Here is a 26,798-nt window from a genome sequence, read left to right as displayed (position 1 = left end):
TGCGGCGGCGGCTCCGCGGACGTCACCGAGGCGGTCCGGGCGGCGGTCCTCGCCGTCGCTCCCGAACTCACCTCGGTGGAGACGGTGCCGGCCCCCGCCGAGCGCAGGGCGGCCCCCGCGTTCGTGCCCCTGAGCACGATCAGGCGCCGGGCCGAACCCCAGGAGGCACGGTGACCGTGGACGGGGCGCTCGCCCGGATCATCCGGTCCGCGGCCGGCCGCGCGGCGACGGCCGAGGCAGAGGTGTGCGAGATGTGCGCCGCCCGCGTGGCCGACGGACACCCCCACCTGTACGACAAGGGGGCCGGCGACGTGCGGTGCGTGTGCGGTCCCTGTTCGGTGCTGTTCGCCGACGACGGGGCCGGTGACGGCCGCTACCGGCTCGTGCCCCGGCGCCGCGTGCGGCTGCCGGCGGTCGACACCGCCGTGCTGGGCGTCCCAGTGGGCCTGGTGTTCTTCGTGCCGCGCTCCGACGGCACGGTCACCGCGCAGGGGCCGAGCCCGGCCGGGGCCATGCGCTGGGACGTGGACCCGGCGGCTTGGCAGCGGCTGGCCGCCACGGTGCCGCAGCTGGCCACCATGGCGCCCGATGTGGAGGCGTTGCTGGTGAACACCGTGCGCGGCCTGGACGAGCACTGGATCGTGCCGGTCGACGACTGCTACCGGATGATCGCGCTGGTCCGCCGCGAGTGGCGGGGCCTGTCCGGTGGCGGCCGCGTCTGGCCGGCCGTAGAACAGTTCTTCAAGGAGCTGACCGAGCGGTCGTGAGACCCGGAAGGAGAACCGACATGGGCAGCATCCGAGTGGGCCGCGCCCAGGCGAAGCCCGACACGCCCAGCCACGTGCGCGGACTGCACCAGGGGAACAGGGGCCCGTACCAGCACCAGCCCGGACACCACGAGGACGGCGGCTCCGACGCGCGCCGCTCCACCGGGATCCACTGGAAGCGGCATGACGCGCTGGTGCAGGACATGCCGAACATCTCGCCGGGATGAGAGAGCAGGAAGTGACCGCCATGAACTTTGGCACGAGAAGGAAAGCCGCGCGCACCCGGATGTCGGGGCGTCAGCTCCTCGCGGCCCAGGCCGCGCTGGTCGGCACCCTGTGCGCGGCTCTGTTCGTCCGGGAACTGCCCGGAGTGGTCCGGGAGTTGCGCATCTACCGGATGACCGGTGGGCTGCGCGCGAAGCGCCGGTATCCCTGAGCCGGCCGTGCACGAACTGTCGATCGCGACCGCGATCGTGGAACAGGCCGAGGAGATCGCCCGCGCGGACGGATCGGACCGGGTGTCGTCGGTGACCGTCCGCGTCGGCGAGCTGGCCGGCGTCGTGCCGGACGCGCTGCACTTCGCCTTCGAGGTGGCGCGCGACGGCACGGCGCTCGCCGTGGCGCGGCTGGTCGTGGAACCGGTGACCGCGCACGCCTGGTGCGGCGGCTGTGCCGAGGAGTTCGCGGTCGGCATGCCGCCGTTCTTCTGGTGCCCGCGCTGCGACCGGCCCTCGCAGGACCTGCGCAGCGGCCGGGAGCTGGAGATCACCGGCGTCGAGGCGTGACCCGGCCCCGCCGGGCGGGCGGGGCCGGGGACGGTCAGCAGATGCGGGGCAGCTGCTCCCCCAGCGGCAGGTCCACCACCCGGGTGCCGCCGAGGCCGGTGGCGACGACGACCATGCCCGGGTGGTCCGCCACGCACTCCCCGACAAGGGCCGCGCCGGTGCCCTGCGGGTGCGCGTGCATCGCCGCGAGCACCGCCTCGGCGTGCTCGGGGGGCACGAAGGCGACGAGCCGCCCCTCGTTGGCGACGTACAGCGGGTCCAGCCCGAGGAAGCCGCAGGCGTTCACCACCTCGTCCGGTACGGGGACGGCCCGCTCGCGCAGCCGCACCCCGGTGCCGGAGGCACGGGCGATCTCGTTGAGGGACGCGCCGAGCCCGCCGCGGGTGGGGTCGCGCAGCACGTGGATGTCCTTGGTCACGTCCAGCATGGCCGCGACCAGGCCGGCCAGCGGCGCGGTGTCGGAGGCGATCTCGACCCCGAACTCCAGGCCCTCGCGCACGCTCATGATGGCCACGCCGTGCAGGCCGATCGGGCCGCTGACGATGACGGCGTCGCCCGGCCGGGCGCGCTGCGGGCGGATGTCCACCCCGTCGGGGACCAGACCGACGCCGGCGGTGGTGACGTAGACGCCGTCGCCGTGCCCGGACTCCACCACCTTGGTGTCGCCGGTGGCCACCGTGACGCCCGCGGCCTCGGCGGCGGCGCCGATCGCGCGCGCGATCCGCCGGACGACGGCGAGTTCCACGCCCTCCTCCAGGACGAAGGCCGTCGAGAGGTAGGCGGGCCGCGCGCCGCTCATCGCGAGGTCGTTGACGGTGCCGTTGACGGCGAGATCGCCGAGGCTGCCGCCGGGGAAGAACAGCGGGCGCACCACGTAGGAGTCGGTGGAGAAGGCGAGCCGGGCGCCGCCCAGTTCGAGGACGGCCGAGTCGGTGAGCGCGGCCAGCGTGGGGTTGCCGTAGGCGGGCGCGAAGACCTGGTCGACGAGTTCGGCGGACAGGGCGCCGCCACCGCCGTGGCCCATGACCACGACCGGCTGGTCGCGCAGGGGGGCGGGGCAGGTCCAGCCGGCCGGGTCGACGACCTCTTCGACGGCCGCGGCCGGTTCGGTGGATTCGGTGGATTCGGTGGATTCGGCGGATTCGGTGGCTTCGGCGGATTCGGTGGCGAGGTCAGCCAACGGGGTTCATCTCCTCCTGCGGGATGCGGGCTCCCTGCCGGGCCGGGGCGTTCATCCGGCGGTACAGGTAGTAGGCGGCGCAGGCGCCCTCGCTGGAGACCATGGTGGCGCCGAGCGGGGTGCGCGGGGTGCAGGCCTTGCCGAACGCCTCGCACTCGGTCGGTTTGATCAGACCCTGCAGGACCTCGCCGGCCCGGCATACGGCGGGTTCCTCGGTGCGGATGCCGGAGACGTCGAAGCGGTGCTCGGCGTCGTAGGCGCGGAAGGCGTCGTTCAGCCGCCAGCCGCTGGCCGGGATGGGTCCGATCCCGCGCCACTTGCGGTCGACGACCTCGAAGACCTCCTCGATCATGCGCAGGGCCGCCGGGTTGCCCTGCTCGCGCACGGCCCGCGGGTAGGCGTTCTCGACGCGGTGCTCGCCGCGCTCCAGCTGGTGCACGGCGCGCCGCACACCCTCGAGGATGTCCAACGGCTCGAAGCCGGTGACGACGACCGGCACGCGGTGCTTCTCGGCCAGGTCCGGGTACTCGGCGGTGCCCATCACGCTGCACACGTGGCCGGCGGCGAGGAAGCCCTGCACCCGGCAGCTGGGGGCGGTCATGATCGCCTCGATCGCCGGGGGGACCCGGACGTGGGACACCAGCAGGCTGAAGTTGGCGAGGCCCAGGCGGCGGGCCTGGTGCACGGCCATGGCGTTGGCGGGAGCCGTCGTCTCGAAGCCGATGGCGAAGAACACGACCTGCCGGTCGGGGTTCTTCCGGGCGAGGTCGAGCGCGTCCAGCGGCGAGTACACCACCCGGACGTCACCGCCCTCGCCCTTGACCCGGAACAGGTCCCGGTCGGTGCCGGGCACCCGCAGCATGTCCCCGAAGGAACAGAAGATCACCTCGGGGCGCGCGGCGACCTCCAGGGCCTTGTCGATGACCTCGAGGGGTGTGACGCACACCGGGCAGCCCGGCCCGTGGATCAACTCCACCTTTTCGGGCAGGAGCTGGTCGATGCCGTGCCGGATGATGGAATGGGTCTGGCCGCCGCAGACCTCCATCAGGGCCCAGGGCCGGGTGACGGCGGCCCGGATCTCGTCCAGCAACCGGCGTGCCAGATCAGGGTCGTTGAACTCGTCGATGTACTTCATCGCACCTCACTCCCGCTCTCCTGCCGCGCGGCCTGCTCCCACGCGTCCCCGAACTCCTCGTCCAGCAACCCGAGTTGTTCGAACAGCTCCAGGGAGGCCCGGGCCGACTCCTCGTCCAGCCGCTGCAGGGCGAAGCCGACGTGGACGATCACGTACTCCCCGACCCGGACATCCGGCAGATACTCCAGGCAGGCCTGTTTTCGTACGCCACCGAAGTCGATCAGTCCGGTGAGGGGGTCGGCGTCATGGTCGATGGACACGACCTTGCCGGGCACGGCCAGACACATGGGTCACTCCGTCTCGTGGTTGTTTGCTGTTCCCGCGACCATGAGCTGGCCTAGCGCCAACCCGCCGTCGTTCGGGGGCACTTCGCCGTGCCGCAGGACCGTGAAGCCGTCGGCGGCCAGCAGCTGGGCGCACTCCGCCTCCAGCAGGGCGTTGGCGAACACCCCGCCGGTCAGGGCGACCACGGCGAGACCGGTCGCCGTGCGGGCCCGGCGGCAGACCTCCGCCACGGCCCGGGCCACGCCCCGGTGGAAGCGCGCCGCGAGAACGGCGGCGGGCGTGCCGCGCCGCCGGTCGTCGAGGAGTTCGCGCAGCATCGGGGCCGGGTCGATGCCCGGCCGGCCGGCGTCGATCGCGAAGGAGTACGCCACCGCGTCGGCGTCCCGCGCCTGCGTCGCCGCCGCCTCCAGCTCCAGGGCGGCCTGCGCCTCGTACCCCGCGCGGTGGCACACGCCGGCGAGGGAGGCCACGGCGTCGAAGAGCCGGCCCATGCTGGACGTCGGCACACAGCCCACGTTCCTCTCCAACTGCCGTTGCAGTACGGCGAGTTCCCGCTCCGAGCAGGCCGCGACGCTGGGCAGCTCCGGGTCCCAGGGCAGCCCGGCCGCCCACAGCCGGGCCAGGGCCAGCCGGCAGGGGTTGGCCACGCCGGCGTCGCCGCCGGGCAGCGGGGCGGGGCTCAGGTGGGCGAAGCGGCGATGGCCCGTGTAGTCGGCGAGCAGGATCTCGCCGCCCCACACGGTGCCGTCGTCGCCGTACCCGGTGCCGTCGAAGGCGACGCCGACGACGGGCGTGGTGCCGTCGAGCCCGTGTTCGGCCATCGCGGAGGCGACGTGGGCGTGGTGGTGCTGGACCAGCCGCAGGGGCAGCCGTGCGGCGCGGCGGCGGGCCCATGCGGTCGAGTGGTAGCCGGGGTGCCGGTCCGCCGCCACCAGCTCGGGGGTCACCCCCGTCAGGCGGGTGAGGTGCCGCTCGGCCCGGCGGGCCGCGTCCAGTGTCGCCAGGTCGCCCATGTCGCCGATGTGCGGCCCGAGCCAGGCCTGCTCGCCGTCGCCGAGGCACGGCACGTTCTTCAGGTCGCCGCCGACCGCGAGGGCGGGCCGCACCGCAACCGGCAGGCGCAGGGCGCGGGGGACGTATCCGCGCGAGCGGCGCAGTACCTGTTCGGTGCCGTCGGCGCGGACCCGCAGCAGGGAGTCGTCGCACGGCGAGGCGATGGGCCGGTCGTGGGCGAGCCAGGCGTCGGCCAGCCCGGCCAGTCGGGTCAGCGCCTCGGCGTCGTCGGTGACGATGGGTTCCCCGGAGCGGTTGGCGCTGGTCATGACCAGGGCGCGGGGGCCGCACGGATCGCCGGGCAGCCCGAACAGCAGGGTGTGGACGGGGGTGTAGGGCAGCATCACGCCGACGTGCGGGCTGCCCGGGCAGACCTGGTCGGCCAGGCGGAGGCCGTCCGCCGGTGTGCGGCGGCGCAGCAGGACGATGGGGCGGCGGGCGCCGGTGAGCGCGGCCCGCTCGGCGCCGGAGAGGACGGCGATCCGCTCCGCGGTGGCCAGGTCGGCGCACATCACGGCGAAGGCCTTGCCGCCCCGCTCCTTGCGGCCGCGCAGGGTGGCGACGGCCCGGGCGTCCGTGGCGTCGCAGGCCAGGTGGTAGCCGCCGACTCCCTTGATGGCGACGATCCGTCCGGCGGCGAGCAGCGCCCGCGCCGCGGCGAGGGCGTCCGCGTCCCTCGCCGGGCGCACTCCGAGGCCGTCGGCCGGGGTCAGGGTGAGGCGCGGGCCGCAGTCGGGGCAGGCGACGGGCTGCGCGTGGAAGCGCCGGTCGGCCGGATCGCCGTAGTCCCGGGCGCAGGAGGGGCACATGGGGAAGCCCGCCAGGGTGGTCGCCGCGCGGTCGTACGGCATGCCAGTGGCGATGGTGAAGCGGGGGCCGCAGTGGGTGCAGGTGATGAACGGGTGCCGGTGGCGGCGGTCGGCCGGGTCGGTCAGCTCACGCAGGCAGTCGGCGCACGTCGCGGTGTCGGGCGGGAGCTGGGTGCGCCCGGTGGCCCGGTCGGTGGAGCGGATGGTGAAGGGGCCGGTGTCGCCCGTGGCGGGCAGGTCCTCGCCGACGATGCCCGTCACCGTGGCCAGCGGCGGGGGCCGGTGGGCGAGCAGCTCGCAGAAGCGGTCCACCTCGGCGGCCGGGCCCTCGACCTCGACGATCACGCCGTCGCCGGTGTTGCCGACGAAGCCGGCCAGCTCCAGCCCGGCCGCCAGGCGGTGCACGTGGGGCCGGAAGCCGACCCCCTGCACGGTGCCGCGCACCGTGATCCGGCGGCGGACCAGGCCGGTGGCGGGTGCGGTCATGCGACGGGGGCGGACGCGGCGTGGTGGTGGCCGTGCGGGTGCGGGGCGAGCGGCGGGCGGTGCGGCGGGGCGCCGTCGCGGGCGGCGAGGGCGCGCTCGAGGAGGGTGCCGACACCGGCGCCGGTGCGGGCGCAGGACCGTACGACCTCCACGCCCGGGTTGATGCGCCGGACGTTCGCCAGGAAGGCGGCCTCGTCGAAGCCGGCCGCCTCGGCCAGGTCGGCCTTGGTGACCACGACCAGGTGGGCGGAGCCGAAGGCGGTGGGGTACTTCAGCGGCTTGTCCTCGCCCTCGGTGACCGCCATCAGCACGATCCGCAGGGTCTCGCCGAGGTCGTACGAGGCCGGGCAGACCAGGTTGCCGACGTTCTCCACGAACAGCACGGCGGTGTCCGCCGGCAGCCAGTCCGCCAAGTGGGCCTGCACCTGGCGGGCCTCCAGGTGGCACAGTCCGTCGGTGAGCAGCTGCCGCACGGGCGCGCCGGACCGGGCCAGCCGGACGGCGTCGTTCTCGGTGGCCAGGTCGGCGGTGAGCGCGGCCACCGGCACGCCCCGCTCCACGGCGCGGGCCAGGACCCCGCCGAGGAGTTCGGTCTTGCCGCTGCCCGGGCTGGACAGCAGGTTGACAAGTGCGACGCCCTGCCGGGCCAGGTCCGCCCGCAGGCTCGCGGCAAGGTCGTCGTTCTTCGCCAGGACGGCCTGTCTGACGTCGGACCGGCACATGGGGCTGCTCCTCGCAGTCGGCGGCGGGTCCCCGGGCCGCGTCCCGCGCGGCCCGGGGTGTCACCGATCTTCGGCGGTACCGGCCGTGCGGGCGGGCAGCGCAGCCGCGTGCGGGGGCCCGGATTCCACCGGGCGGCCCAATGGCGGTGCGGGAGCGCGCGGATCGGCCAGCAGGACGGGGACCAGGGTGTGCAGCGCGTCCACGGCGTGGTCGACGGCCGCCCGGACGGGTGCGCTGAGCCCCGGCACGATGTCCTCGTCCCCGCGGGGCAGCACGTGCGGCTCGCAGGCCATGACGAGGACCCGGGGCAGCGGCTCGTCGCCGAGGTGCGCGGCGAGGGCCAGCACCCTGGCGGGGTCCATGCCGTGTGCCTCGGGCGGGACCGTGCCGTCCGGGGGTTCGGCCTCGATGAGGGTCAGGGTGCCGGGGCGGTGGCCGCGCCGCGCCGCGTCGACCAGGACCGCGGTGGCGCAGCCGTCGAGCAGGGCGTAGGCGAGGTCCAGGCCGCGGATGCCGTAGTCGTGCACCCGTACCCCGGACGGCAGCGGGCGGTGGTCGAGGGCGCGGATCACCTCGGGGCCGAAGGCGTCGTCCCCGAGGAAGATGTTGCCGACGCCCGCGACCAGCAGCCGCGCCCTCAACGGACGTCTCCGGTGGGGACGGCGAGGGGCCGGGGCGAGCCCGTCGGCACCTTGCGGACGAAGGCCGAGCGCAGGGCGTGGTACGGCGCCTGCGGGTCGAAGAAGATGCCGTGCATCCGGGCGAGTTCGGCCTCGCGGTACTCGGCGAGCGGCCGCTGCCCTTCGTCCGCCGCCCGTGCGGCCGCCTTGGCCGCGATCCGCTTCTCCAGCCCGGGTTCGGCGGCGAGGCCGGTGGCGAGCCGCTCGACCGCGGCCGCGAACTCGCCGGGCGCGGCCGGCACGAGCCGGTCCACGAGCCCGAGCCGCTCGGCCGTCGCCGCGCTCACGGGCAGCGCCTCGGTGGTCAGCCGGCGGGCCTGCTCGGGCCCGACGCGACGCGGCAGGCTGTACGTCCAGAACTCCGAGCCGTACAGGCCCATGCGCCGGTAGTGCGGGTTGAGGACCGTGCCGGTGCGGCACCACACCTGGTCGGCGGCGAGGGCGAGCATGGCGCCGCCCGCGGCCGCGTTGCCGCCGAGCGCGGCCACCACCAGCCGGTCGGTGGTGCGCAGCACCACCTCGACGAGGTCGTCCATGGCGTTGAGGTTGGTCCACGACTCCTCGGCCGGGTCGGGGGCCGCCTCGATGACGTTCAGGTGGATGCCGTTGGAGAAGAAGTCGCGCGCCGCGCCGAGCACCAGGACCCGGGTGGGGCGGGTGAGCGCGTACCGGTAGGCGGCGAGCAGGCGGCGGCACTGGTCGGTGTTCATCGCGCCGCCCGGGAAGGAGAAGCCGAGGAGGCCGACGTCGCCGCGCTGCCGGTAGCGGATGTCGGCGTAGGTGCGCCGGCCGGGTTCCGGCTCCAGCGGGGCGGGGGACTCCGGGAGCCGCAGGGCGGGCTCGTGGCGGGCGAGGACGGAGGCGGCCGGGCGGCGGAAGGGCGCCGGGTCGCCGGAGTTCCTGCGCGGGCGCAGTTCCGGGATCCACACCGCGCCGTCCCGGGTGGCGCGGCAGACGGCGCCGTTGCGCTGGGCCAGCAGCTCGCCGGGGCGGCCGCACAGCTGGTCCTCGGGGTGCCCGCCGTGCAGGAACACCTCGCGGCCGAGGAGTTCGTCGAGGACGCCGGGCTGCGAGTCGGCGCCGCGGAGCTTGCGCAGGACCGTCGCGGTGTCGTCGTGCTCCCAGTCGATGCGGCGCCGGTCCTGGCGGAGGAAGTCCCGCCACACCACGCCGATCGACGGGTCGCTCTGCGGACGGGGCTTGTAGGAGCCCTCGGCATAGCGCCGTACGGCCGTGAGGACGGCGGTGACGGCGGCGTCGGAGGCCTCGTTGCGGTACAGGTCGCTCTTGCCGACGTGCGGCACGCGGAACGGCTCCGCCGCCCAGATGGCGCCCGCGTCCATCGCCGCCTCGGCCTGGAGGACGGTCACGCCCCACCGTGGGGCCTGTTCGGCGATGGCCCAGTCCAGCGAGGAGGGGCCGCGGTCGCCGGGTGGGCCGGGATGCACGATGAGGCAGGTGTGCTCCTGCCACAGGTCGGCGGGCAGGGCCGTCTTGAGCATCGGCGCGACGACCAGGTCCGGACGCAGCTCGTGCACGGCGGCGCGGACCGGGTCGGCGCCGTGCGAGGCGAGGACGACGTCCACGCGGTGCCCCTGGTCCGAGAGTTCGGCGTACAGGCGCTGGGAGAGGCTGTTGAACGCGCTGGCGACGAGCAGAATGTCCATGCCACGGCATGTTCGTCCCTGCGCACGGAGCCGTGAAGGACCGCTGCGGCGTTTCGTCGCTACCGCTCGGTTCTCCTCCGCCATCCGGATCGCGTCGCGTAGGATCCTCGACGGCCTGGCTCCGCTGCCCCCGATGCGCCCCTGCCGCGCGTCGCGGCAGCCCGACCACCGACCCCGGGTGACCACGGCGGCCCCTGCCACGGCGGCAGCCGAGGTGCACGGGCCGGGCCGGCGGCCGTCAGGCAGCCAGGGCCCGGCCCGGGTCGAGGCGGTCGAGGAGCTGGGCGTGGTGCAGCTCGGCGACCGGGGCGAGGAGGTCGGGGTGGCGCAGCAGCGCGGCGGCGCGCCGGTCGCCGTCGTCGGGCGCGAGCAGCCGGCGGAACTCGACCGGGGCGCCCGAGGCGTGCTCGCAGTCGGCCAGCGCGGCGACGGCGAGTGCCGCCAACTGCGGGTCGATGAGCAGGGCGGCCGCCCAGCTGGCCACGACCTCGTCGACCCAGGTGCGCCAGGCCTGTTCGTCGGCCGGGCCGCCGTCGGCGGGCTCGGCCCCGGTGATCCAGTCCAGGCGGCCGGCGCCGCCGGGGCCGGCCATCGTCACCAGCGCCGCGTCGACCTCGGTCGGGTACCGCAGCCACGCCGCCACCGTCACGGCCTGCCGGGCCTGCGCCTCGCACAGGGCCGAGGCCAGGGCGCCGCCCGACGGCGGGTAGGCGACCGTCAGCCAGTGGGCCGTCGCGGCTATCAGGGGGGACAGATCAGTGAGCACAGCCGGGCCGTCCGAGGGGATGCGAGGGGATGCGAGGGGATGCCAGGGGATGCCAGGGGATGCGAGGAGAAGGGAAACAGGGGCTCGGCGCACCACGGTAGTGCGGCACGGGGCTCGGCCGGGGGGAGTGCGAACCAGGTCATATGTGGCTTTCCTCACGTGGGCGGCATCGTCGGTCCTTGGTCACGTGTCGCCCGGCACCCCGTGGCTCCGCCCGGACCCTCGTACGGCCGGTCACGCGCCCGAGCCGCCGGCACCGCACCCTGATGTGCTCCTCTGCGGCCGAGCCTCGCTCACCCGCCCGGTCCGCGGGGATCTCGACGCGCTGACCGTGGCGGACCGGCTGCCGTAGACCTGGACGTGGACCCAGCAGTCGGCGGAGAGCCGAGCCGCTCACTCGTCGCCCGTGGCTGCCGTCACCTCCACGTCGAGCACGCCCTCGGCCTGGAACAGCTCCGACGTCAGCCGCAGGGGATCTCCGGCACCCTCCAGCTCCAACAGCACCCGGGCTGCGTCGTCCGTGCGCCCGGGCAGGCGCTCGACCTTGACCTGCAGGATCCGGAAGCCGCGCAGGGTGCAGGTCTCCATCAGGCGCGGCAGCAGGGCCGAGCCGGTCCGATAGGTCAGGCGGGCCTCGAAGGTGCCGGCGGCAGCGGCGGGGGTCAGGCGGGCGGAGAGCAGCGGGTAGCCCCGCACCACGAGGAAGTGCAGGGCGGTCACCGCCAGCGCGAGGATGGGCAGTCCCCCGCCGCAGGCCATCCCGACCGCGCAGGTCAGCCAGATGGTGGCGGCCGTGGTCAGGCCCCGTACGGCGTCCCGTCGGACGAAGATCAGGCCGCCGCCGATGAATCCGATGCCGGACACGATCTGCGCGGCGACGCGGGAGGGGTCGAAGGAGACGTTCTGCAGCCCGAGCACCACGGTGAACCCGTACTGGGAGACCTCCATCATCAGCGCGCTCGCGATGCCGACCAGGGTGTGCGTGCGCAGGCCCGCGCTCTTCTGCTGCGCCTCGCGCTCCCAGCCGATCAGGCTCGACAGCAGCAGCGCGAGCCCCAGCTCGGCCAGTTGCCTCGGCCAGTTGCCGTAGTTCAAGTCCCACAACGGCGCCGCCGGCCACGCTCCCGCCATGCACACCTCGCAGTCGCCCTCGCCGATGCCCCGCTGCTGGCGTCTACCCGGGCCGGGTCTTGACGCTACCGGGTCGGCCGGTTGCGCGCCCGCCGGCGCAGGCCCGGCCGTGCGGCCCCGCCGTCGCGGGGTACTCCGAAAAGGGCGGCCGTGTCCGCCGGTGGCGGGCATGCACGCCGCGACGTTCGCGCGGAAGGGGCCGGCCTCATGCACCACGACGAGATGATCGGAAAAGTCCAGGCGCTCGCCCGGCTGCCCGACCGGGGGTCCGCCGAGCGGGCCGCGCAGGCGGTGGTGACCACGCTGTCGGAGCGCCTGCCGTCCGGGCTGGCCCGGCATGTGGCCGCCCAGCTGCCGCCCGACATGGCCGCCGCGATGCGGCAGGTCGCCGACGTGTCCGGCGCATACGACTCCGGGACGTCCCGCGAGCGGTTCGGGCTGACCGCCTTCGCCGGACGCATCGCCGACCGGGCGGGCACCGACGAGGACATGGCGCTCCGGGAGGCCGCCGCCGTGATGGAGGTGCTCGACGCCGCTCTCGCCCCCGAGCTGACCGAACGGATGGCGACCGCTCTGCCCGCGGACATCCGCGAGCTGCTGCCGGTGATCCGCGCGAGCGACTACACCGGGGCGGGCTGAACGGGGCGGAGGGCAGCGTAGGCGCACGAGGGGCGGGCTGAGCCGGGCACACGGTGCGCAGACGCGCGACACGCGACACGCGACACGCGGCACGACGCGACACACGGTCAGCGCGACACGCGGTCAGCGCCGCGCACGGCTCAGCGCGGCCTGACGCTGACCGGTGTTCCGGATCGCATTCGTGTGCAAGCGCCCACCGAGGGCAGGCGCAACACAGACGCCCCCACTCGGAAAAGGTGCTCCATGGCCTTCTTCGCTCTCTCCCGGCAGCAGCCGCTGGCACTGCTCTCCACGACCGATCTGGCGGTGGAGTACGACCGGCTCCTGAGGGAGAACCGCCAGCTGCAGCAGGCGGTGACCTCGCACGCGGTGATCGACCAGGCCCTCGGGGCAGTCGTCGTGCTCGGGCGGCTCGCCCCGGAAGAGGCCTGGAGGGCGCTGCGGGACGTCTCCCAGCGCACCAACACCAAGCTGCGCACGGTCGCCGAGCACGTCCTCGCCTATGCCCAGGGCGGCACGCTCCCCGAACCCGAGCGGATCGAGCTCGCCGAGGCCGTCGCCCGCTACCGCCGCCGCGCGGCCCGCAGCCGGGTCCCGGAGCAGGCGATCAGTGACGACGCGGCCACGTCCGGCGGCGCCGGCGGGCGCGGTCGCCCCGGGGCGGGCCCGACGGGCGCATGACCCAACGGTCCTCGACCTGGTCCAACCCGAACAGCACCAGACTGAGCGCGGGGAGCAGCAGAAGCGCGACGATGACCACTGGGGGTCACCCCCTCCTGAGCGAAGTCACCTTCGCGAGTGCCCCCGCCGCCCGCGCCCACCCGGCCCACGTGTGAAGGTCCTGTGGCCACTCGCCCGCGGACACGGCCGTACCCGCGTGCGGGCGCGCTCCACGGGCCCCTCCCCCACCGTGCGCTTACGGTTCTGTAGGTGTGACCGACCGTCAGCGCAGTCAGGGACAGCGGGAGCGGCGACCGGGTCGTGCGGTGCTGGGCAGCCGGCCGGCGTACTCGGTGCGGCTCGCGCGCTCGCCGCGTCCCGAGCCGCGGACGCCGGTCGCCGAGCGGACGGTGCCCTGGCTGCGGATCGCCGCGGCCTACGCCTGGCGGCTCATCCTCGTCGGAATCGTCGTCTACGGCGTCTTCGGCCTCCTCGGCAGCTTCCAGCTCATCGCGGTCGCCGTGTTCCTGGCGCTCGTGATCACGTCGGTGCTGCGGCCGGTCACCGACGTGCTCGCCCGGGTGCTGCCGCGGCCGCTGTCCGTCGCCGTCGCGCTGGTGGGCAGCCTGCTGCTCCTGCTGGCCCTGCTCGCCCTGGTGGGCAACGCGGTGGCGGGCGAGACGCCCCGGCTCGTGGGTGAGTTCCGCGGCGGTGTGCACCGGATCGAGCAGTGGCTGCAGCGGCCGCCGCTGCGGCTGAGCCCGGGCAGGCTCTCCGCTCTGGAGCGCCAGGTGACGGACTACCTGTCCGCGCACCGGGCGAGTCTGTTGAGCAGCGCGGTCTCCCAGCTGGGCAGGGTGGTGGAGCTGGTCGCCGGCGGCGCGCTGGCGCTGTTCGCCTCGGTCTTCTTCATCCACTCCGGCGAGCATCTGTGGAGCTGGATGCGCGACCAGTTGCTGCCGGCCTCGGCGCGTCCGGCCTGGGACCGCGCGGGGCGGGCGGCCTGGCACAGCTTCGCCGGGTACACGCGCGGCATCATCATCGTGGCCGCTGCCAACGCCGTGATGGTCGGTGTGGCGCTCCTCGTGCTGCGGGTGCCGCTCGCGCTGCCGCTGACCCTGCTGGAGTTCTTCGCCGCGTTCGTGCCGCTGGTGGGATCGCCGGTGGCGCTCGCGGTCGCCACGATCGTCGCGCTCGCCGGGCGCGGACCGCTCACGGCCGCGGCCGTGCTGGCGCTCATCGTCGTGATCGGCCAGCTCGAAGGGCATGTGCTGCACCCCCTGGTGATGAGCTGGGCGGTGCGGCTGCACCCGCTCGTCGTCGCCGTGTCCGTGATCGCGGGCAGCATCGTCGCGGGGGTGATCGGCGCGATCGTCGCGGTCCCGTTCGTCTCCGTCGTCTGGGCGGTGCTGCGCGCCCTGCGCGCGGTCCCGCCGTGACGGCCCTCCCGCGGCGGCATGGGAAGGCAGCCCCGGTGACACCCGGGCCGCTGTGCGTGCGTGGGACACGAGACGCAGGGCGGGCGGTGCGACGCACGCTGCGGCTCTACAGCCGCAGCCGCTTCGGCCATGAGTGCGACGAGTGCGACCACGGGCTGCGCGGGGCGGTGAAGGCGCTGCGCGGCACGCCGGGCGGCCTGCGCCGGGACCTGGCCCGCGCCACGCCGGACGACCCGGACGGATGGCCACCTACGGCGCGCCGCTCACCCGGGCCGACCGGCCGGCGGACCAGCTGTCGGCCTCGGGCGCCTGAGGACGGCCCGGACGCTCAGCGGTCCCGGGCCGGAGCCGGTCGCCGCACCCCGAACTCGGCCGGGCCGACGGCGAGGATGCCGTCGGTCAGCGGCCGGCAGCGCACTCCCCCGCCGCCACGCAGCGCGCGCTGCGCGCCGGGGCCGAGGGTGGTGTTCATCCAGGCACAGGGCCGGGCCGCGCTGCGCACCTCCAGGTCCACCGGCCCGGTGCCGCTGTCGAGGAAAACAGTCGCACCGATGTAGGCGTCGATGTCCACCCCGCGCAGCAGGACGTTGCGGCGGGTGAGGAGCAGGCCCGTGCCGTACGGGCCGGACTGCGGGAGCCGTTCGGCCGCCATGAGGGTGATCGAGGCGTTGCGGTGGGCGGGCTGGTTGAAGTACCGGTCGCCGACGATGCCCAGGTGCGCGCGCACCTCGGCGGTGGTGACCAGTTCGCCGGGCGGCAGCTCGGGCACGCCGTCGCCCGGCCGGCCCGCGTACCGGTGCACGGGAGAGACCAGCAGCTGAAGGATGTCGACGCGCGCCACACACCGAGCCTAACCAGCGGCTCGCCACACCCGCCGCCTGCCGCGTTCGCGGGGCTTCGACCGGGCCGGTCGCGCCGGGGAGGCGCCGTGTCGTGCCGGAGCGCGGTGGGCGATGCTGCGTCCATGCTGACTTCAGTCGCCGCGTTCGTCGGCGCGGCCTTTCTGATCGCCATGGTGCCGGGACCGAGCACCGTCGTCATCCGGCCGGGGTTGTTCCCGTGAACGGCACGGGAGACCGGGCCGGGAGCGAGGAGAGGTGCCCGGGGTGGCGTGTCGGGGACCGGGCGCATGCCGCACGGTTCACGCAGGTTCACACCCTGCCCTGCCGTGCAGCCGGAATACGCCTGCGGGGCATCAGCCGGTGGCGAAGTCCCGCAGCTGCTCCTGGGAGCCGTTGAACCGGTCGTGGTCGCCGACCGTCTTGCCGGTGGAGGTGTACTGCCACATCGTGTAGTACGACCAGCCGGGCGGCAGTGTCCCCGCGGTCGAGGCGTAGCGGGCGATCCACAGGGGATTGGTCTTGCCGAATCCGCTGTAGCCGCCGGTGCATTCGCTCCACCAGCTGGTGGCCGTGTAGATCACGGCGTCGCGGCCGGTGCGGGACTTGTAGCGGTTCAGGAAGTCGCGGATCCAGGTGACCATCGAGCTCTTGGACTTGCCGTAGCAGTCGCTGCCGTACGGGTTCCACTCGATGTCGAGCACGCCGGGCAGTGTCTTGCCGTCCTTGGACCAGCCACCGCCGTGGTCCACGAAGTAGTCGGCCTGGGCCGCGCCACCGCTCGTGTCCGGGGTCGCGAAGTGGTAGGCGCCGCGGATCATGCCGACGTCGTGCGGACCGTTGTACTGCTGGGTGAAGTAGGGGTTGGTGTAGGACGTCCCCTCGGTGGCCTTGGTGTACGACCATTTGGTGCCGGCGGCCCACAGGGACGGCCAGTCGACGTCGCCCTGGTAGCTGGCGACGTCCACGCCTTCCGTCTGTCCGGCGCGGTGGTTGTCGGTGGTGGTGTCGTCGCCGCTGTCGTCGGCTCCGTCGTGGGTGAGGACGCCCATGCCCATGTAGGCGCTGCCCCGCTGGGGTATCACCCGGCCGGGCTCGGGCGCGGCCGCGGGAACGGACAGGGACAGGAGGAGGCCGGTCAGCGCGCCGGTGAGGGCGAGGCGTGAGCGGCTGCGATGAGGAATCAGAGAGCTTCGCACGCCATCCATCTGACCCAAAGGCTGCCCGGGCTGCACCCTGGGTACCGCCCAACGGAGCCATTGCGGACCGGCATTGGGCCACTCGGGTGGCAGTGACGGCCGGATCGGCCGGTCGTGTGACGCGCGGCGGGGGCGGCTTCCACGACCGGTCGGCACCGGTCAGCCGTCGATGCGGTGCCGGGTCCAGAAGGACGTCAGGTCGGTGCTGGTGGCGGCCTGTGCGGCGGCCTTGAACTCGGCCGTGGTCGACACGCCGTACCGGTGGGCGGCCGCGTAGTCCCTCGGGACCTTGGCCATGGCGGTGTCGCCGAGGACGCGTCGCAGGTCGTGCAGGGCGCACTTGCCGTAGCGTAGACCACGGTGGAGTAGCGCGAGGAGTGCGCGTCCCAGTAGGCCATCGGGTTGGTGATCCGCTCCGCGGCGGACGCCCAGGAGACGCCGTTCCAGCAGTTGGCGCCCGTCCTGCCGAGGGCGAGATCGGTCGCGTAGTCGGCGAACGCCTCGTCCAGCCAGGGGCTGTTGTACTCGTCGTCGCCGACGATGCCGTACCACCACTGGTGGCCGATCTCGTGGGTGAGGGCGGTGGAGCTGACCAGGCCGAGGACGAACCCGGGGTACTCCATGCCGCCGAACCAGTAGGTGTTGTCGATGACGGCGTCCAGTTCGCCGTAGGGGTAGGCGCCGAAGCGCGCCGCGCGGGCGTCCGCGGGCGCCGGGTGCCCTTCCCGTGCGGGTCGGGCAGCCGGCGCCGGGCGGGCGGCGCCGGATCAGGCGCCGCGAAGGGTCACGAAGACCGCCGAGAGGCGGGTGCCGTCGGGGCCCTGGACGGCACGTGCGACATGGCCGACGGCGCTCTCGCCGGGCAGCGCCGGCTGCTCGGGCACGAGGCGCAGGACCCGGTGCAGCTGCAGGATCGTGCCGTGGGGCGCGGGCAGGCGGGTGCCGTCCGCGTCGTCGGCCGGCGCGGGCATCAGGCCCTCCAGGGTGAGGGGGGCGCCGCAGTAGGAGCGGGTCACCTCGGGGTCGGGGGTGTCCGTGACGCTCTGCGCCTGCGCCTGTGCGCGGCCCTCGATCAGCGCCAGCAACTCGGCGACCAGCACCGGGTCGTGGCAGCCGTCGTAGGCCCAGCGCCTGCCCAGCACGCCGTGCTCCATCGTGCCGATCAGCGCGTGGTCGGCGCCCTCCAGCGGCGCGCCGCGGTAGGTCAGCGGCACCAGGTAGACGACGGGTTCGCCGCCCGAGGCGTCGCGGACCACCATGAACTCGATGCCGACCTCGCCCTCGGGGTCGTCCAGCCGGAAGCCGCCGGACTTCTCCAGCACCGGGGCGTCGGGGCCGCCCCGGTACCAGGGGCGGGTGGGCAGCCAGTCGGTGAGCAGTTCGAGCTTCGTGGGCGTGACGGTCGTGTGGTGGATGACGGCCATGCCGGACCTGACCTCCCGTTGCGGGCGAGTGCGGACCCCGGTCAGCCTTCCACACCGGCACCGCCACCGGGCGCCGGGGTCAACTCGTCCCCGCCGGCGGGCGCTTCGCCGGCCTTCGCTCCGCGGCCGGGATTCGTTGTCCAGTAAGTTGCAGCGCATCGTTGAGACCGGCGTGATGGCTGCTTGTACAGAGGCTCAGCGATGCGGGTGCATCGGTACGACCTGGGCCGGGAGATATTCGAGGCTGATCAGCCGAACGACTCGGGGCCTCGAGATGCCATCGGTGCCGCGTGGGCATTCGCCCGGGGCGGCGAGCGCGGGAAATCTTTGCGCGACACAGCGTCGGCGGCACTCAAGGCAGCCAAGAGCGCCCACACTGCGGCTGCGCGCGAGGCAGCGTGGGCAGCGATGTCTGCGGCAGGCGCCGCCTACCTGCATCCGTTAGCCAAAGCCACCCAGGTCAAGCACATTCTGGGAGCCGGCGCTCACGCAGCCAGAGCGGCCGAACTCGTCGCCGACGACGACCGGAGCGTCGGTGCTGAACACCTTGAACGGACGGTGCGTCGTGCAACACCGGTCGTGGTCGACGTGCTCAAACGCTTCCCGACGGCGCCGGATGGCGGCGGACGGGTTGGCGAGTTGATCCGCATGTTGGACGCTGACCTTCGCTTACTCACCCTCACTGAGTAACTCTGAGCGCCCAGGTGGCGCAGCCTCAACGAGGGCCGCCAAGCGCTCACTCATGCACGCCGGCTTCCTCTGGGCTTTCTCAGCCCTCCAGGCCTCACCCGGAGCCTTCGACGACGGCCCCACAGCGTCACCGACGCGCCAGATCGAACCGATGCATCACGCACCCGGGGGGTGCGCTCTGCACCACACCTGTTGCACACCTTGCCCACTTCCCAAGTGGAATCCTTCCTGCTCAGCCCAGGGCTCCGAGAAGGAGAACCAGAGGCGACAGGCCAACGGAACCGGCGGAAGAGGACGTGGGACACCCGCGGTGGCATGGCGGACGTCGCCGCGGGTATGCGCGCTGCGATCCCACCCGTCGGCGACACAGCAGGAGGCGGACCCATGCTGATGGCACACCCCGCGGTACTGAAGGACCTCATCGCCCAGTACGAGGCCCTCACTCTCCTCGGGGCCGGGGAGAGCACGCCGCAGGCCCGGCAGCGGCTCGCGGACATCTCCTACACGCTGTGCGTGGCCACCGGCACGAAGGACGTCGACATGGCCGTGATCGCCGCCCGTCATCGCCTGTCCGGCGCCCGCCCGGAGGACGACTCGCTGCTCCGGGCGGGCGCCAAGGCCGAGGCGGCGTCCGGCGTCTGAGCGGCGGCCCCGCGGCACCCGCCCGCCGAGCGACCTTCGGTCGCCGGACCTCCACCGGCTCCCTCCCCCTGAACTCGTTGCCTCCCGCTTCTGGTCGGCGAGACCAACCGGACGGTATACAGACCCAGTCGAACGCGCGAGGGCCGCTCTGTGGCGTCGCTCCCCGCGCGATGTACCGGCCTCAGGGGGAGTATCCATGGCGAACGACAGACGTCCGGCGGGCGGAGCGAGAGGCCGGCGGCGGACCGCCGTGCTGGGGGCGGCACTGGGCGGCTGCGCCCTGGTCGCCGCCTCCACGACGCCCGCCGCCGCGCACCCCTCCGACCACGGCCACGGCCTCGATTACGTGGCCCTGGGCGACTCCTACACCTCGGGCCCCGGCATCCCGCAGCAGGTGGACGCGGGTTGCGCACGCTCCGACCACAACTACCCCTCGCTGGTGGCGGCACAGCGACGGGCGACCACCTTCACGGACGCCAGCTGCGCGGGCGCGACGACCACGGAGATGTGGCAGGCCCAGGGCGCCAACAAGCCCCAACTCGACGCGCTCGGCCGGGACACGGACCTGGTGACCGTCCAGATCGGCGGCAACGACGTCGGGTTCGGCTCGATCATCGGCAGGTGCGCGGGCCTGTCCGCCCAGGACCCCACGGGCAACCCCTGCGAACGCTCCTACAAGGCGTCCGGGTACGACGAACTGGCCCTCGCCGTCCTGCGGACCGCACCGAAGATCGACCGGGTGCTGCGGGCCGTGCACGCCCGGGCGCCGCACGCGCGGGTCGTGGTCGTCGGCTACCCCGACCTGCTGCCCGACGACGGCGTCGGCTGCTTCCCGCAGGTGCCCTTCGCGCAGGGCGACTTCCCCTACCTGCGGGACACCGAGAAGCGGCTGAACCTGATGCTGCGCCTGGTGGCCGGCGTCAACCGGGCCGAGTACGTGGACACGTACCGTCCCACCGTGGGCCACGACATGTGCAAGGCGCCCGCGGACCGCTGGATCGAACCGCTTCAGCCGGCCTCGCCCGCGGCCCCGGCGCACCCCAATGCCCAGGGCGAGGCGGCCATGGCGAACGCGGTCCTCGACCGCCTGGCGGGCGGCCACGGGCGCCGCTGACGCCGCGGCGGCCTCCGCGGGCACCGGAGGCCGCCGTACGGACGGTGCTCAGCCGTCGAGCGCGCTCAGCACGACGGCCTGGGCCTCCTCCTGCACCCGCGCCAGGTGGTCCGGGCCGAGGAAGGACTCGGCGTAGACCTTGTAGACGTCCTCGGTGCCCGAAGGCCGGGCCGCGAACCAGGCGTTGCCGGTGGTGACCTTGATGCCGCCGATGGCGGCGCCGTTGCCGGGCGCCTTGGTGAGCACCCCCGTGACCGCCTCCCCGGCCAGCGTGTCGGCGGTGACCTGGGCCGGCGACAACTTGGCGAGCCGGGCCTTCTGTTCCCGGCTCGCGGGCGCGTCGATGCGGGCGTAGGCCGGTCGGCCGAAGCGCTCGGTCAGGTCGGCGTAGTGCTCCGACGGGGTCCGGTCCGTGACGGCGGTGATCTCCGAGGCGAGCAGGGCCAGGACGATGCCGTCCTTGTCGGTGGTCCACACCGAGCCGTCCCGGCGCAGGAAGGACGCGCCGGCCGACTCCTCGCCGCCGAAGCCGAGTTCGCCGGCGGCCAGTCCGTCCACGAACCACTTGAAGCCGACGGGCACCTCGACCAGCGGCCGGCCGAGGTCCGCGGCCACGCGGTCGATCATCGACGACGACACCAGCGTCTTGCCGACGCCCGCGCCGGCCGGCCACCGCTCACGGTGCCGGTAGAGGTAGGAGATGGCGACCGCGAGGTAGTGGTTGGGGTTCATCAGGCCGGCGTCCGGGGTGACGATGCCGTGCCGGTCGGCGTCGGCGTCGTTGCCGGTCGCGATGCGGAACTGGTCGCGCCGCTCGATGAGGGAGGCCATGGCGTACGGCGAGGAGCAGTCCATGCGGATCCGCCCGTCCCAGTCCAGCGTCATGAACCGCCAGGTGGGGTCGGTGTGCGGGTTGACCACCGTGAGGTCGATGCCGTGCTGCTCGGCGATCCGGCCCCAGTAGGCGACGGAGGCGCCGCCGAGCGGGTCCGCGCCGATGCGCACCCCGGCCGCCCGGATCGCGTCCAGGTCCAGGACGCTCGGCAGGTCGCCGACGTAGGCGCCGAGGAAGTCGTACCGCCCGGTGGTCTCCGCCGCGAGCGCACGCGTGTAGGTCACCCGTCGTACGTCCTTCAGACCGCCGGCGATGATCTGGTTGGCGCGGTCCTGGATCCAGGAGGTCGCCTCGGAGGCGGCCGGTCCGCCGCTCGGCGGGTTGTACTTGAAGCCGCCGTCGGCGGGCGGGTTGTGCGACGGGGTGACGACCACGCCGTCGGCGAGACCCGCGGTGCGGCCCCGGTTGTGGGTGAGGATCGCGTGGGAGACGGCGGGGGTGGGCGTGTAGCCGTCCGCGCTGTCGATGAGCACGGTCACGCCGTTGGCGGCGAACACCTCCAGCGCGGTGACCTTCGCGGGCTCGGACAGGGCGTGGGTGTCGGCGCCGAGGAAGAGGGGGCCGTCGGTGCCCTGGGTGGTGCGGTACTCGCAGATGGCCTGGCTGGTGGCGGCGATGTGGTCCTCGTTGAAGGCGCCGGCCAGGGACGAGCCCCGGTGCCCGGAGGTGCCGAACGCCACCCCCTGGCCGGGGTCGGCGGGGTCGGGATGCAGGGCGTAGTACGCGGTGACCAGCCGGGCCACGTCGACAAGGTCCTCGGGACCGGCCGGTCGGCCGGCTCGCTCGTGCGGCATGAGTCCGTTCCTCCGCATCGGTGGGGTCGATCGCTCCTCGCCCATCCTTCCTCCTCAGGGCCCTGGCACGCGAGTGCGCCCCGCGCTGCGCTCCGGTGCTCCCGGCCCCGGTGCCGTCCCGCCCTCCGCGCGGGGCGGCCGTCACGGACCGGTCCGCTCCCGCGTCGGGGCACCTCGGTCCCGCGCACGTTCCGCCCGGCTCGCGGCGGCGGGAGCCGTCGGGCACCTCGCCGCCGTCGCGACGGGCGAGGTGTGCGAGCGCATCGCCGTGCGGCAGCCCGGCGTCCGCGCCCGCCGGACTGCCGCGCGCCTCCCGGCTCCGGGGCTCAGCCGATGTGGTAGCTGTCCCCGTACACCTTCCAGTCGAGCGGGGTGTTCAGGTCGAGGTTGCCCTTGCGCAGGAACACCCGCTGTTCGGTGTCGACGCGGGTGGTGTCGCTGTGCGCCTCCTCCTGCTTCATCGCCCACACCCGGGCGTCGAGGAAGGCGTTGAGGTAGGCCGTCTCGTTGCCGCCCTGCGCCGGAGGCTTGGCGCTGCGCAGGGCGCGGGCCCGGATGTTGCGGAAGCTGGTGGGGTCGTCGCCGTCGCCGTGCATGACGATGGCGTCGTAGTAGCAGAACTGGCCGAGGGCGCGCAGCCCGTCCGCCTTGCCCTGGGCGACGGCGGGGTCGAAGTAGACGCGGTCGCGTTCGTCGTTCTGGCACTGCTGGAAGACGGTGTCCCGGGCGGCCTTGCGCCAGTCCTCGGGGAAGCCGGGGTCCAGGCCCTCGTGGGAGTCGGTGCCGTTGACCCTGCGCAGGGCGGGCAGGTACGCGGCGAGGACGTTGCCCGGCTTGCGGTCGGCGTAGAGCTGGACGACCTCGAGCATGTCGCCGGTGCCGGAGCAGAAGCCGATGATGCCGGCGGTGTAGCCGCGGCCGTCGCCGATGTCCTCGATGTACTTGTACTGGGCCTTCCAGTCGAGCGAGGAGTTCTCCGCGCTCGACACCAGTTCCATGGCGAGCTCCTTCTTCGCCGGGTCGTCGAGGCCGGGCGCGGCGGGTGCTGCCCCGGCGGCACGTCGGGCGCCGACCAGGGCGCCGGCGGCGACGGCGCCGAGCACGGCGACCACGGTCCGGCGGGAGAGACGGGCGGGGGCTGCTGTTTCGCGGTCTGCGTGTACCACAAGTGACTCCAAAACGGCGTGGGGGGCGGGGAGTTGGCCGGGGTCGCACTGGTAGGAAAGTTTCCTATCAGAGACGCGAAAGACCGGTAACCCGCCCGGCGCCAAGTTCGTAGGATCGAACAGCTCCCGGCATGGTGGCGGGTGTCCCGTCGCGCCGGGTCTTCTCGCCCGCCTGCGTGAGGGCGTACAACTCCCCGGATGTGGTGTTCAGTTCGCGCCTCTCCTCGCGCGCACCGCGCGCCGGTACCGGTCACCGCCCGCCCCGGCCGGCGATTCAGAAGCGGAGCCGCTCAATGCCATCCAGCACGTCGGTTGGACTTATGGATCACTCGGGCGCAGGGTGGACTGGCCCCCTCGTGCACTCGGGGGCACCCCTACGGCACCACCCGGAGAAGACCCGATGACCCACATCGCGGACCCCGCTCGCTACGACGGCACCATGCGCTACCGGCGCACCGGCCGCTCGGGACTGGACCTGCCGGTCCTGTCCCTGGGCTACTGGCACAACTTCGGCGACGACCGCCCCTTCGAGACGCAGCGGGAGATCGCCCTGCGCGCGTTCGACCTGGGGATCACCCACCACGACCTGGCCAACAACTACGGCCCGCCCTACGGCTCGGCCGAGATCAACTTCGGCCGGCTGCTGCGCCGGGACCTGGCGCCGTACCGGGACGAGCTGGTGATCTCGACCAAGGCCGGCTGGGACATGTGGCCGGGCCCCTACGGGCAGGGCGGCGGCTCCCGCAAGTACCTGCTGGCCTCGCTGGACCAGTCGCTGCGCCGGATGGGCGTGGACTACGTGGACATCTTCTACTCCCACCGGCTGGACGCGACCACGCCGCTGGAGGAGACCATGGGCGCCCTCGACACCGCCGTCCGCCAGGGCAAGGCGCTGTACGTCGGCATCTCCTCCTACGACGCCGAGCGCACCCGGCAGGCGGCCGCGATCCTGCGCGACCTGGGCACCCCGCTGCTGATCCACCAGCCGTCGTACAGCATGCTCAACCGCTGGATCGAGACCGACGGCCTGCTGGACGCGGCGCAGGAGGAGGGGTTCGGTGTCATCGGCTTCACGGCGCTCGCCCAGGGGCTGCTGACCAGCCGGTACCTGGACGGAATCCCGCAGGACTCGCGGGCCGCGCGGGGCACGTCGTTCGACGCCTCCTGGCTCACCGAGGACATGGTGCGCCGGCTGCGCGCCCTGAACGACGTCGCCGCCCGGCGCGGGCAGACGCTGGCCCAGCTCGCACTGGCCTGGGCGCTGCGCGACCGGCGGGTGACGTCGCTGGTCATCGGCGCCTCACGGGTGGAGCAGCTGGAGCAGAACGTGGCCGCGCTGGAGAACCTCGACTTCACCGACGAGGAGCTGGCCGAGATCGACACGTACGCGACCGACGGCGGCGTGGACCTGTGGCGCGAGGCCCGGCTCGGCAATCTCGGATGACCCGGGCCGGAATGTGACTCACATCACATAAACGCAAAGTGATACTTAAGACATAATTGGAGCAATTCGGACTGTGCTTCGCCCGCGACTGCAAGGAGCCGCTCACCGTATGGCGCACGGAGCCCATCGCAGCCCCCTTCTGCCTCCTCAGGCCGATCTCGAGCGCGCCCGCGACTGCGAGCAGTGTCTCGGCTGGGGAACCGTCGTCACCCGCGACGGGGACCACCAGCTGTGCCAGACCTGCCAGCGGTCCCCCGGTGACGGCGAGGGCTCCTCCCGCTTGCGCTCCTAGGGCCTCGTTCCGCGCGACGTACCGTGGAGACATGGCCCCTCCGCTTCCGGGTCCGCTCGCTCATCTGGCGCCGCTGCTCGGCCACTACGGCTACTGGGCCGTGGGAGCTGTGGTCTTCGTGGAGGACTTCGGGGTCCCCGCGCCCGGCGAGACGATTCTGCTCGCGGCCGGCGTGTATGCGGGCGCGGGACGGCTGAACATCATGGCCGTGGGCGTCATCGCGTTCGCCGCGGCCGTCCTCGGGGACAACATCGGCTATCTGATCGGACGGTCCGGCGGGCGGGCCTTCGTGCACCGGTGGGGCGGGTACGTGTTCCTCACCCCGAAGCGGTTCCAGGCCGCCGAGGAGTTCTTCGGCCGGCACGGCGGCAAGATCGTGACCGTGGCACGCTTCGTCGAGGGCCTGCGCCAGGCCAACGGCATCATCGCGGGCACCACCGGGATGCACTGGCTCCGCTTCCTCGCCTACAACGCGCTCGGCGCGGCCCTGTGGGTCGGCCTCTGGACCACTCTGGCCTACCTGGCGGGCCACCACATCGCGGCCGTCTACGACGAGATCAGGCACTACCAGCTCTACGTCGTCGCCGGCTTCGCCGTGCTGGTCGCCGCCCTCGTCGTCCGGCACGTCGTACGGCGGCGGCGCGAGCCCTGACCGCCCGCGCCGTCGCTCAGCCGCCCGCCCGGCCCCGCGCGTGAAGGTACTCCAGCGCGTCCTGCACCACGGTGCGCCGGTACCAGGACCGCCAGTCGGCCAGTTCACGGGCCAGCTCGTCGAGGGCGTCCTGCTGGCCCGGGGACAGCCATGCGCCGGGTTCCGCCCGGTGCAGGCAGATCACGCCGTTGCAGTCGCCGCCGTCCGTGATCATCGGGATGCCGTGCAGGGCGCGGCTGCCCGACGCGCGTGCCGCCCGGCCGGCGGCGTGGGACGCCAGGTCCGGCTCGGCCGCCACGTCCTCGACGGTCACCGCCCGGCGCGCCTCCCGGACGCACCCGCACACCGCGGGCGGTCCGAACACCTGGGAGAGGCAGTCGCGGTAGGCCGCGTCGAGCCCGTGATGGGCCTCCAGCACGAGTGCCCCGTCCTGCCCCGTGTCGGTCAGGTGGATCTCGGCCGCGTCGGCGTCCGCCAGCGTCACCGCCGCGTACACGGCCGCCCGCAGCACCTGCCGGCGGTCGCGCGGGTCGACGCGCTCCTCGAGCAGCAGCTCGGCCACGGGCGGCGGGGTGTGCCGGCGGCCCGGGAACCACTTCTCGTCGGTCAGCGGCGGCGGTGCACTGACCACCGCCGAGGCCAGCACCCGCAGCGGCACGTTGTGGTGCTGGGAGCCCGCCCTCAGCAGGGTGAAGGCGGCAGCCGGGCCGGGCAGGCCGTAGCGGGCGATCAGGATGCCCTGCGCGATGCCGATGATCCCGCTGGTGCGGGCCTTGGCGCGCAGCCCGAAGATCTCCTCGCTGCCGGTCTCGGCCGGCGGATACGGCTCCGGCGGCTCGGCCGGGTCCGTGGACCGGCCGCGCACGCTGGTGAGGGCGCCCTCCAGGCTGGGGCAGAGCCGGACACCCGGCAGGGGTGCCGTCGTGAGCACCCTGCACACCTGCGGGGTGGCCCCCGCGACCAGGACGGGTCCGGCGGCCCGGTGCCGGGTGCGCGCGTCCAGGGCGTCCACCAGGGCCCGGGTGCTCACGTGCCGCACGCCGGAGAAGTCCAGGACCAGGCGCTGCCCTCGCTCGTCGGCCCGTCTCAGGCCCAGGTCCAGCTCACGCCCGAACGCACCGGCGCCGTGGACGTCGAGCGTCCCCGACACCCGCAGCACCACCGCCTGGTCGGTGACCGGCTGCACGGTCACCGTGGGAACTCCCGACACGGGGCATCACCCGCGGCCTTCCCGGCTCGTACACGGCACTCCTCGGCCGGACCGCCGAGCCCGGCCTCGTCCTTCTTCACCTTGTTCCCTCATGTGGCGAAAAGGCAAGCAGAGGCGGCGGGCCTACGGCTGCCGCAGGTCGGGGCCGTCGGCGTCCTTCGGGCAGGAGCACGGCGGGTGGGCGGGCCGGGCCGTGGTGCGCGACGGCGTGCGCGACACGGCCGGCACGGGT

At 73.8% G+C, this 26,798-nt stretch carries 28 protein-coding genes and 1 pseudogene; 13 read left to right on the top strand and 16 right to left on the bottom strand.

What is annotated here, in order from left to right; translation table 11 throughout:
* Positions 1-170 precede the first annotated feature (170 nt).
* From ACLU3S_RS21835 to hypA, 4 genes are read left to right on the top strand one after another with little or no spacing between them, the layout of a single operon-like run.
* Positions 171-767 (top strand): DUF5947 family protein, encoded by a 597-nt coding sequence (locus tag ACLU3S_RS21835; protein ID WP_413953609.1) that lies wholly within the window; start codon positions 171-173, stop codon positions 765-767.
* Positions 768-787: 20 nt separating this feature from the next.
* Positions 788-994: a hypothetical protein gene (locus ACLU3S_RS21830; RefSeq protein WP_413953608.1), complete on the top strand. Its 207-nt coding sequence runs from the start codon at positions 788-790 to the stop codon at positions 992-994.
* 20 nt (positions 995-1,014) lie between these two features.
* Positions 1,015-1,203 (top strand): hypothetical protein, encoded by a 189-nt coding sequence (locus ACLU3S_RS21825; protein WP_413953607.1) that lies wholly within the window; start codon positions 1,015-1,017, stop codon positions 1,201-1,203.
* A gap of 7 nt (positions 1,204-1,210) precedes the next feature.
* Positions 1,211-1,552, top strand: coding sequence for a hydrogenase maturation nickel metallochaperone HypA (gene hypA / locus ACLU3S_RS21820; RefSeq protein WP_413953606.1), 342 nt, complete (start codon positions 1,211-1,213; stop codon positions 1,550-1,552).
* Between the two features lie 34 nt (positions 1,553-1,586).
* Here the strand turns inward: hypA and hypE are convergent, their stop codons facing one another.
* The 9 genes from hypE to ACLU3S_RS21775 form a co-directional block, all read right to left on the bottom strand.
* Positions 1,587-2,576, bottom strand: a complete 990-nt coding sequence (gene hypE / locus ACLU3S_RS21815; RefSeq protein WP_413953610.1) for a hydrogenase expression/formation protein HypE — start codon at positions 2,574-2,576, stop codon at positions 1,587-1,589.
* 148 nt (positions 2,577-2,724) lie between these two features.
* A complete protein-coding gene (gene hypD / locus ACLU3S_RS21810; protein ID WP_413953605.1) occupies positions 2,725-3,867 on the bottom strand; it encodes a hydrogenase formation protein HypD in 1,143 nt (380 codons plus the stop codon).
* Positions 3,864-4,154 (bottom strand): HypC/HybG/HupF family hydrogenase formation chaperone, encoded by a 291-nt coding sequence (locus ACLU3S_RS21805; protein ID WP_413953604.1) that lies wholly within the window; start codon positions 4,152-4,154, stop codon positions 3,864-3,866. The genes hypD and ACLU3S_RS21805 overlap by 4 nt, the downstream gene beginning before the upstream one ends.
* A gap of 3 nt (positions 4,155-4,157) precedes the next feature.
* Positions 4,158-6,500 (bottom strand): carbamoyltransferase HypF, encoded by a 2,343-nt coding sequence (hypF, locus tag ACLU3S_RS21800; protein WP_413953603.1) that lies wholly within the window; start codon positions 6,498-6,500, stop codon positions 4,158-4,160.
* Positions 6,497-7,222, bottom strand: a complete 726-nt coding sequence (hypB, locus tag ACLU3S_RS21795; RefSeq protein WP_413953602.1) for a hydrogenase nickel incorporation protein HypB — start codon at positions 7,220-7,222, stop codon at positions 6,497-6,499. The genes hypF and hypB overlap by 4 nt, the downstream gene beginning before the upstream one ends.
* A gap of 60 nt (positions 7,223-7,282) precedes the next feature.
* A complete protein-coding gene (locus ACLU3S_RS21790) occupies positions 7,283-7,864 on the bottom strand; it encodes a hydrogenase maturation protease (protein WP_413953601.1) in 582 nt (193 codons plus the stop codon).
* Positions 7,861-9,570 (bottom strand): hydrogenase maturation protein, encoded by a 1,710-nt coding sequence (locus ACLU3S_RS21785; protein WP_413953600.1) that lies wholly within the window; start codon positions 9,568-9,570, stop codon positions 7,861-7,863. Before ACLU3S_RS21785 ends, ACLU3S_RS21790 begins: the two co-directional genes overlap by 4 nt.
* A gap of 238 nt (positions 9,571-9,808) precedes the next feature.
* Positions 9,809-10,336 carry a hypothetical protein gene (locus tag ACLU3S_RS21780; RefSeq protein ID WP_413953599.1) on the bottom strand — a complete coding sequence of 176 codons (528 nt, stop codon included), beginning with the start codon at positions 10,334-10,336 and terminating at the stop codon, positions 9,809-9,811.
* A gap of 393 nt (positions 10,337-10,729) precedes the next feature.
* On the bottom strand, positions 10,730-11,467 hold the full coding sequence (locus tag ACLU3S_RS21775) for an MgtC/SapB family protein (protein ID WP_413953598.1): 738 nt from the start codon (positions 11,465-11,467) through the stop codon (positions 10,730-10,732).
* Positions 11,468-11,674: 207 nt separating this feature from the next.
* Here ACLU3S_RS21775 and ACLU3S_RS21770 point away from each other — a divergent pair, with 207 nt between their 5' ends.
* From ACLU3S_RS21770 to ACLU3S_RS21760, 3 genes are all read left to right on the top strand, one after another.
* Positions 11,675-12,106, top strand: a complete 432-nt coding sequence (locus tag ACLU3S_RS21770; protein ID WP_413953597.1) for a DUF2267 domain-containing protein — start codon at positions 11,675-11,677, stop codon at positions 12,104-12,106.
* 243 nt (positions 12,107-12,349) lie between these two features.
* Positions 12,350-12,787 (top strand): ANTAR domain-containing protein, encoded by a 438-nt coding sequence (locus tag ACLU3S_RS21765; RefSeq protein ID WP_413953596.1) that lies wholly within the window; start codon positions 12,350-12,352, stop codon positions 12,785-12,787.
* Between the two features lie 251 nt (positions 12,788-13,038).
* A complete protein-coding gene (locus tag ACLU3S_RS21760) occupies positions 13,039-14,205 on the top strand; it encodes an AI-2E family transporter (RefSeq protein WP_413953595.1) in 1,167 nt (388 codons plus the stop codon).
* Between the two features lie 328 nt (positions 14,206-14,533).
* Here the strand turns inward: ACLU3S_RS21760 and ACLU3S_RS21755 are convergent, their stop codons facing one another.
* The 4 genes and pseudogenes from ACLU3S_RS21755 to ACLU3S_RS21740 all read right to left on the bottom strand — a co-directional run bounded on the left by ACLU3S_RS21755 (position 14,534) and on the right by ACLU3S_RS21740 (position 17,667).
* Positions 14,534-15,046: a molybdenum cofactor biosysynthesis protein gene (locus ACLU3S_RS21755; RefSeq protein WP_413953594.1), complete on the bottom strand. Its 513-nt coding sequence runs from the start codon at positions 15,044-15,046 to the stop codon at positions 14,534-14,536.
* 354 nt (positions 15,047-15,400) lie between these two features.
* A complete protein-coding gene (locus tag ACLU3S_RS21750) occupies positions 15,401-16,252 on the bottom strand; it encodes a lysozyme (protein WP_413953593.1) in 852 nt (283 codons plus the stop codon).
* A gap of 150 nt (positions 16,253-16,402) precedes the next feature.
* A pseudogene (locus ACLU3S_RS21745) lies at positions 16,403-16,947 on the bottom strand (M1 family aminopeptidase); the annotation flags it as partial.
* Between the two features lie 63 nt (positions 16,948-17,010).
* A complete protein-coding gene (locus ACLU3S_RS21740; protein ID WP_413953592.1) occupies positions 17,011-17,667 on the bottom strand; it encodes a maltokinase N-terminal cap-like domain-containing protein in 657 nt (218 codons plus the stop codon).
* Between the two features lie 201 nt (positions 17,668-17,868).
* Between ACLU3S_RS21740 and ACLU3S_RS21735 the strand changes: the two genes are divergently transcribed.
* From ACLU3S_RS21735 to ACLU3S_RS21725, 3 genes are all read left to right on the top strand, one after another.
* Positions 17,869-18,357 (top strand): putative immunity protein, encoded by a 489-nt coding sequence (locus tag ACLU3S_RS21735; RefSeq protein ID WP_413953591.1) that lies wholly within the window; start codon positions 17,869-17,871, stop codon positions 18,355-18,357.
* A gap of 384 nt (positions 18,358-18,741) precedes the next feature.
* Positions 18,742-18,999, top strand: coding sequence for a DUF5133 domain-containing protein (locus tag ACLU3S_RS21730; RefSeq protein ID WP_413953590.1), 258 nt, complete (start codon positions 18,742-18,744; stop codon positions 18,997-18,999).
* Positions 19,000-19,195: 196 nt separating this feature from the next.
* Entirely contained in the window at positions 19,196-20,113 is a 918-nt protein-coding gene (locus ACLU3S_RS21725) for an SGNH/GDSL hydrolase family protein (protein ID WP_413953589.1), read from the top strand.
* A 48-nt stretch (positions 20,114-20,161) separates the two neighbouring features.
* Here ACLU3S_RS21725 and pgm read toward each other — a convergent pair whose 3' ends face one another.
* Together pgm and ACLU3S_RS21715 are read right to left on the bottom strand one after the other, a co-directional pair.
* Positions 20,162-21,802 carry a phosphoglucomutase (alpha-D-glucose-1,6-bisphosphate-dependent) gene (gene pgm / locus ACLU3S_RS21720; protein WP_413953588.1) on the bottom strand — a complete coding sequence of 547 codons (1,641 nt, stop codon included), beginning with the start codon at positions 21,800-21,802 and terminating at the stop codon, positions 20,162-20,164.
* Between the two features lie 326 nt (positions 21,803-22,128).
* Positions 22,129-22,968, bottom strand: coding sequence for a chitosanase (locus ACLU3S_RS21715; protein WP_413953587.1), 840 nt, complete (start codon positions 22,966-22,968; stop codon positions 22,129-22,131).
* 400 nt (positions 22,969-23,368) lie between these two features.
* Between ACLU3S_RS21715 and mgrA the strand changes: the two genes are divergently transcribed.
* From mgrA to ACLU3S_RS21700, 3 genes are all read left to right on the top strand, one after another.
* Positions 23,369-24,412: an L-glyceraldehyde 3-phosphate reductase gene (gene mgrA / locus ACLU3S_RS21710; RefSeq protein WP_413953586.1), complete on the top strand. Its 1,044-nt coding sequence runs from the start codon at positions 23,369-23,371 to the stop codon at positions 24,410-24,412.
* 109 nt (positions 24,413-24,521) lie between these two features.
* The gene (locus ACLU3S_RS21705) at positions 24,522-24,704 is read left to right on the top strand and encodes a hypothetical protein (protein ID WP_413953585.1); all 183 of its coding nucleotides are present in this window, start codon (positions 24,522-24,524) and stop codon (positions 24,702-24,704) included.
* Positions 24,705-24,735: 31 nt separating this feature from the next.
* Positions 24,736-25,356 carry a DedA family protein gene (locus ACLU3S_RS21700; protein ID WP_413953584.1) on the top strand — a complete coding sequence of 207 codons (621 nt, stop codon included), beginning with the start codon at positions 24,736-24,738 and terminating at the stop codon, positions 25,354-25,356.
* Positions 25,357-25,372: 16 nt separating this feature from the next.
* On the opposite strand, the gene ACLU3S_RS21695 is transcribed toward ACLU3S_RS21700, so the two are convergent.
* Positions 25,373-26,548, bottom strand: coding sequence for a GAF domain-containing protein (locus ACLU3S_RS21695; protein WP_413953583.1), 1,176 nt, complete (start codon positions 26,546-26,548; stop codon positions 25,373-25,375).
* Positions 26,549-26,798: the final 250 nt, after the last annotated feature.

It is taken from the genome of Streptomyces sp. AF1A, assembly GCF_047340315.1.
Classification (GTDB): Bacteria; Actinomycetota; Actinomycetes; order Streptomycetales; family Streptomycetaceae; genus Streptomyces.
Note: the sequence above shows the minus strand (reverse complement) of the source record. Positions and strands in the feature narration are given on the sequence as shown.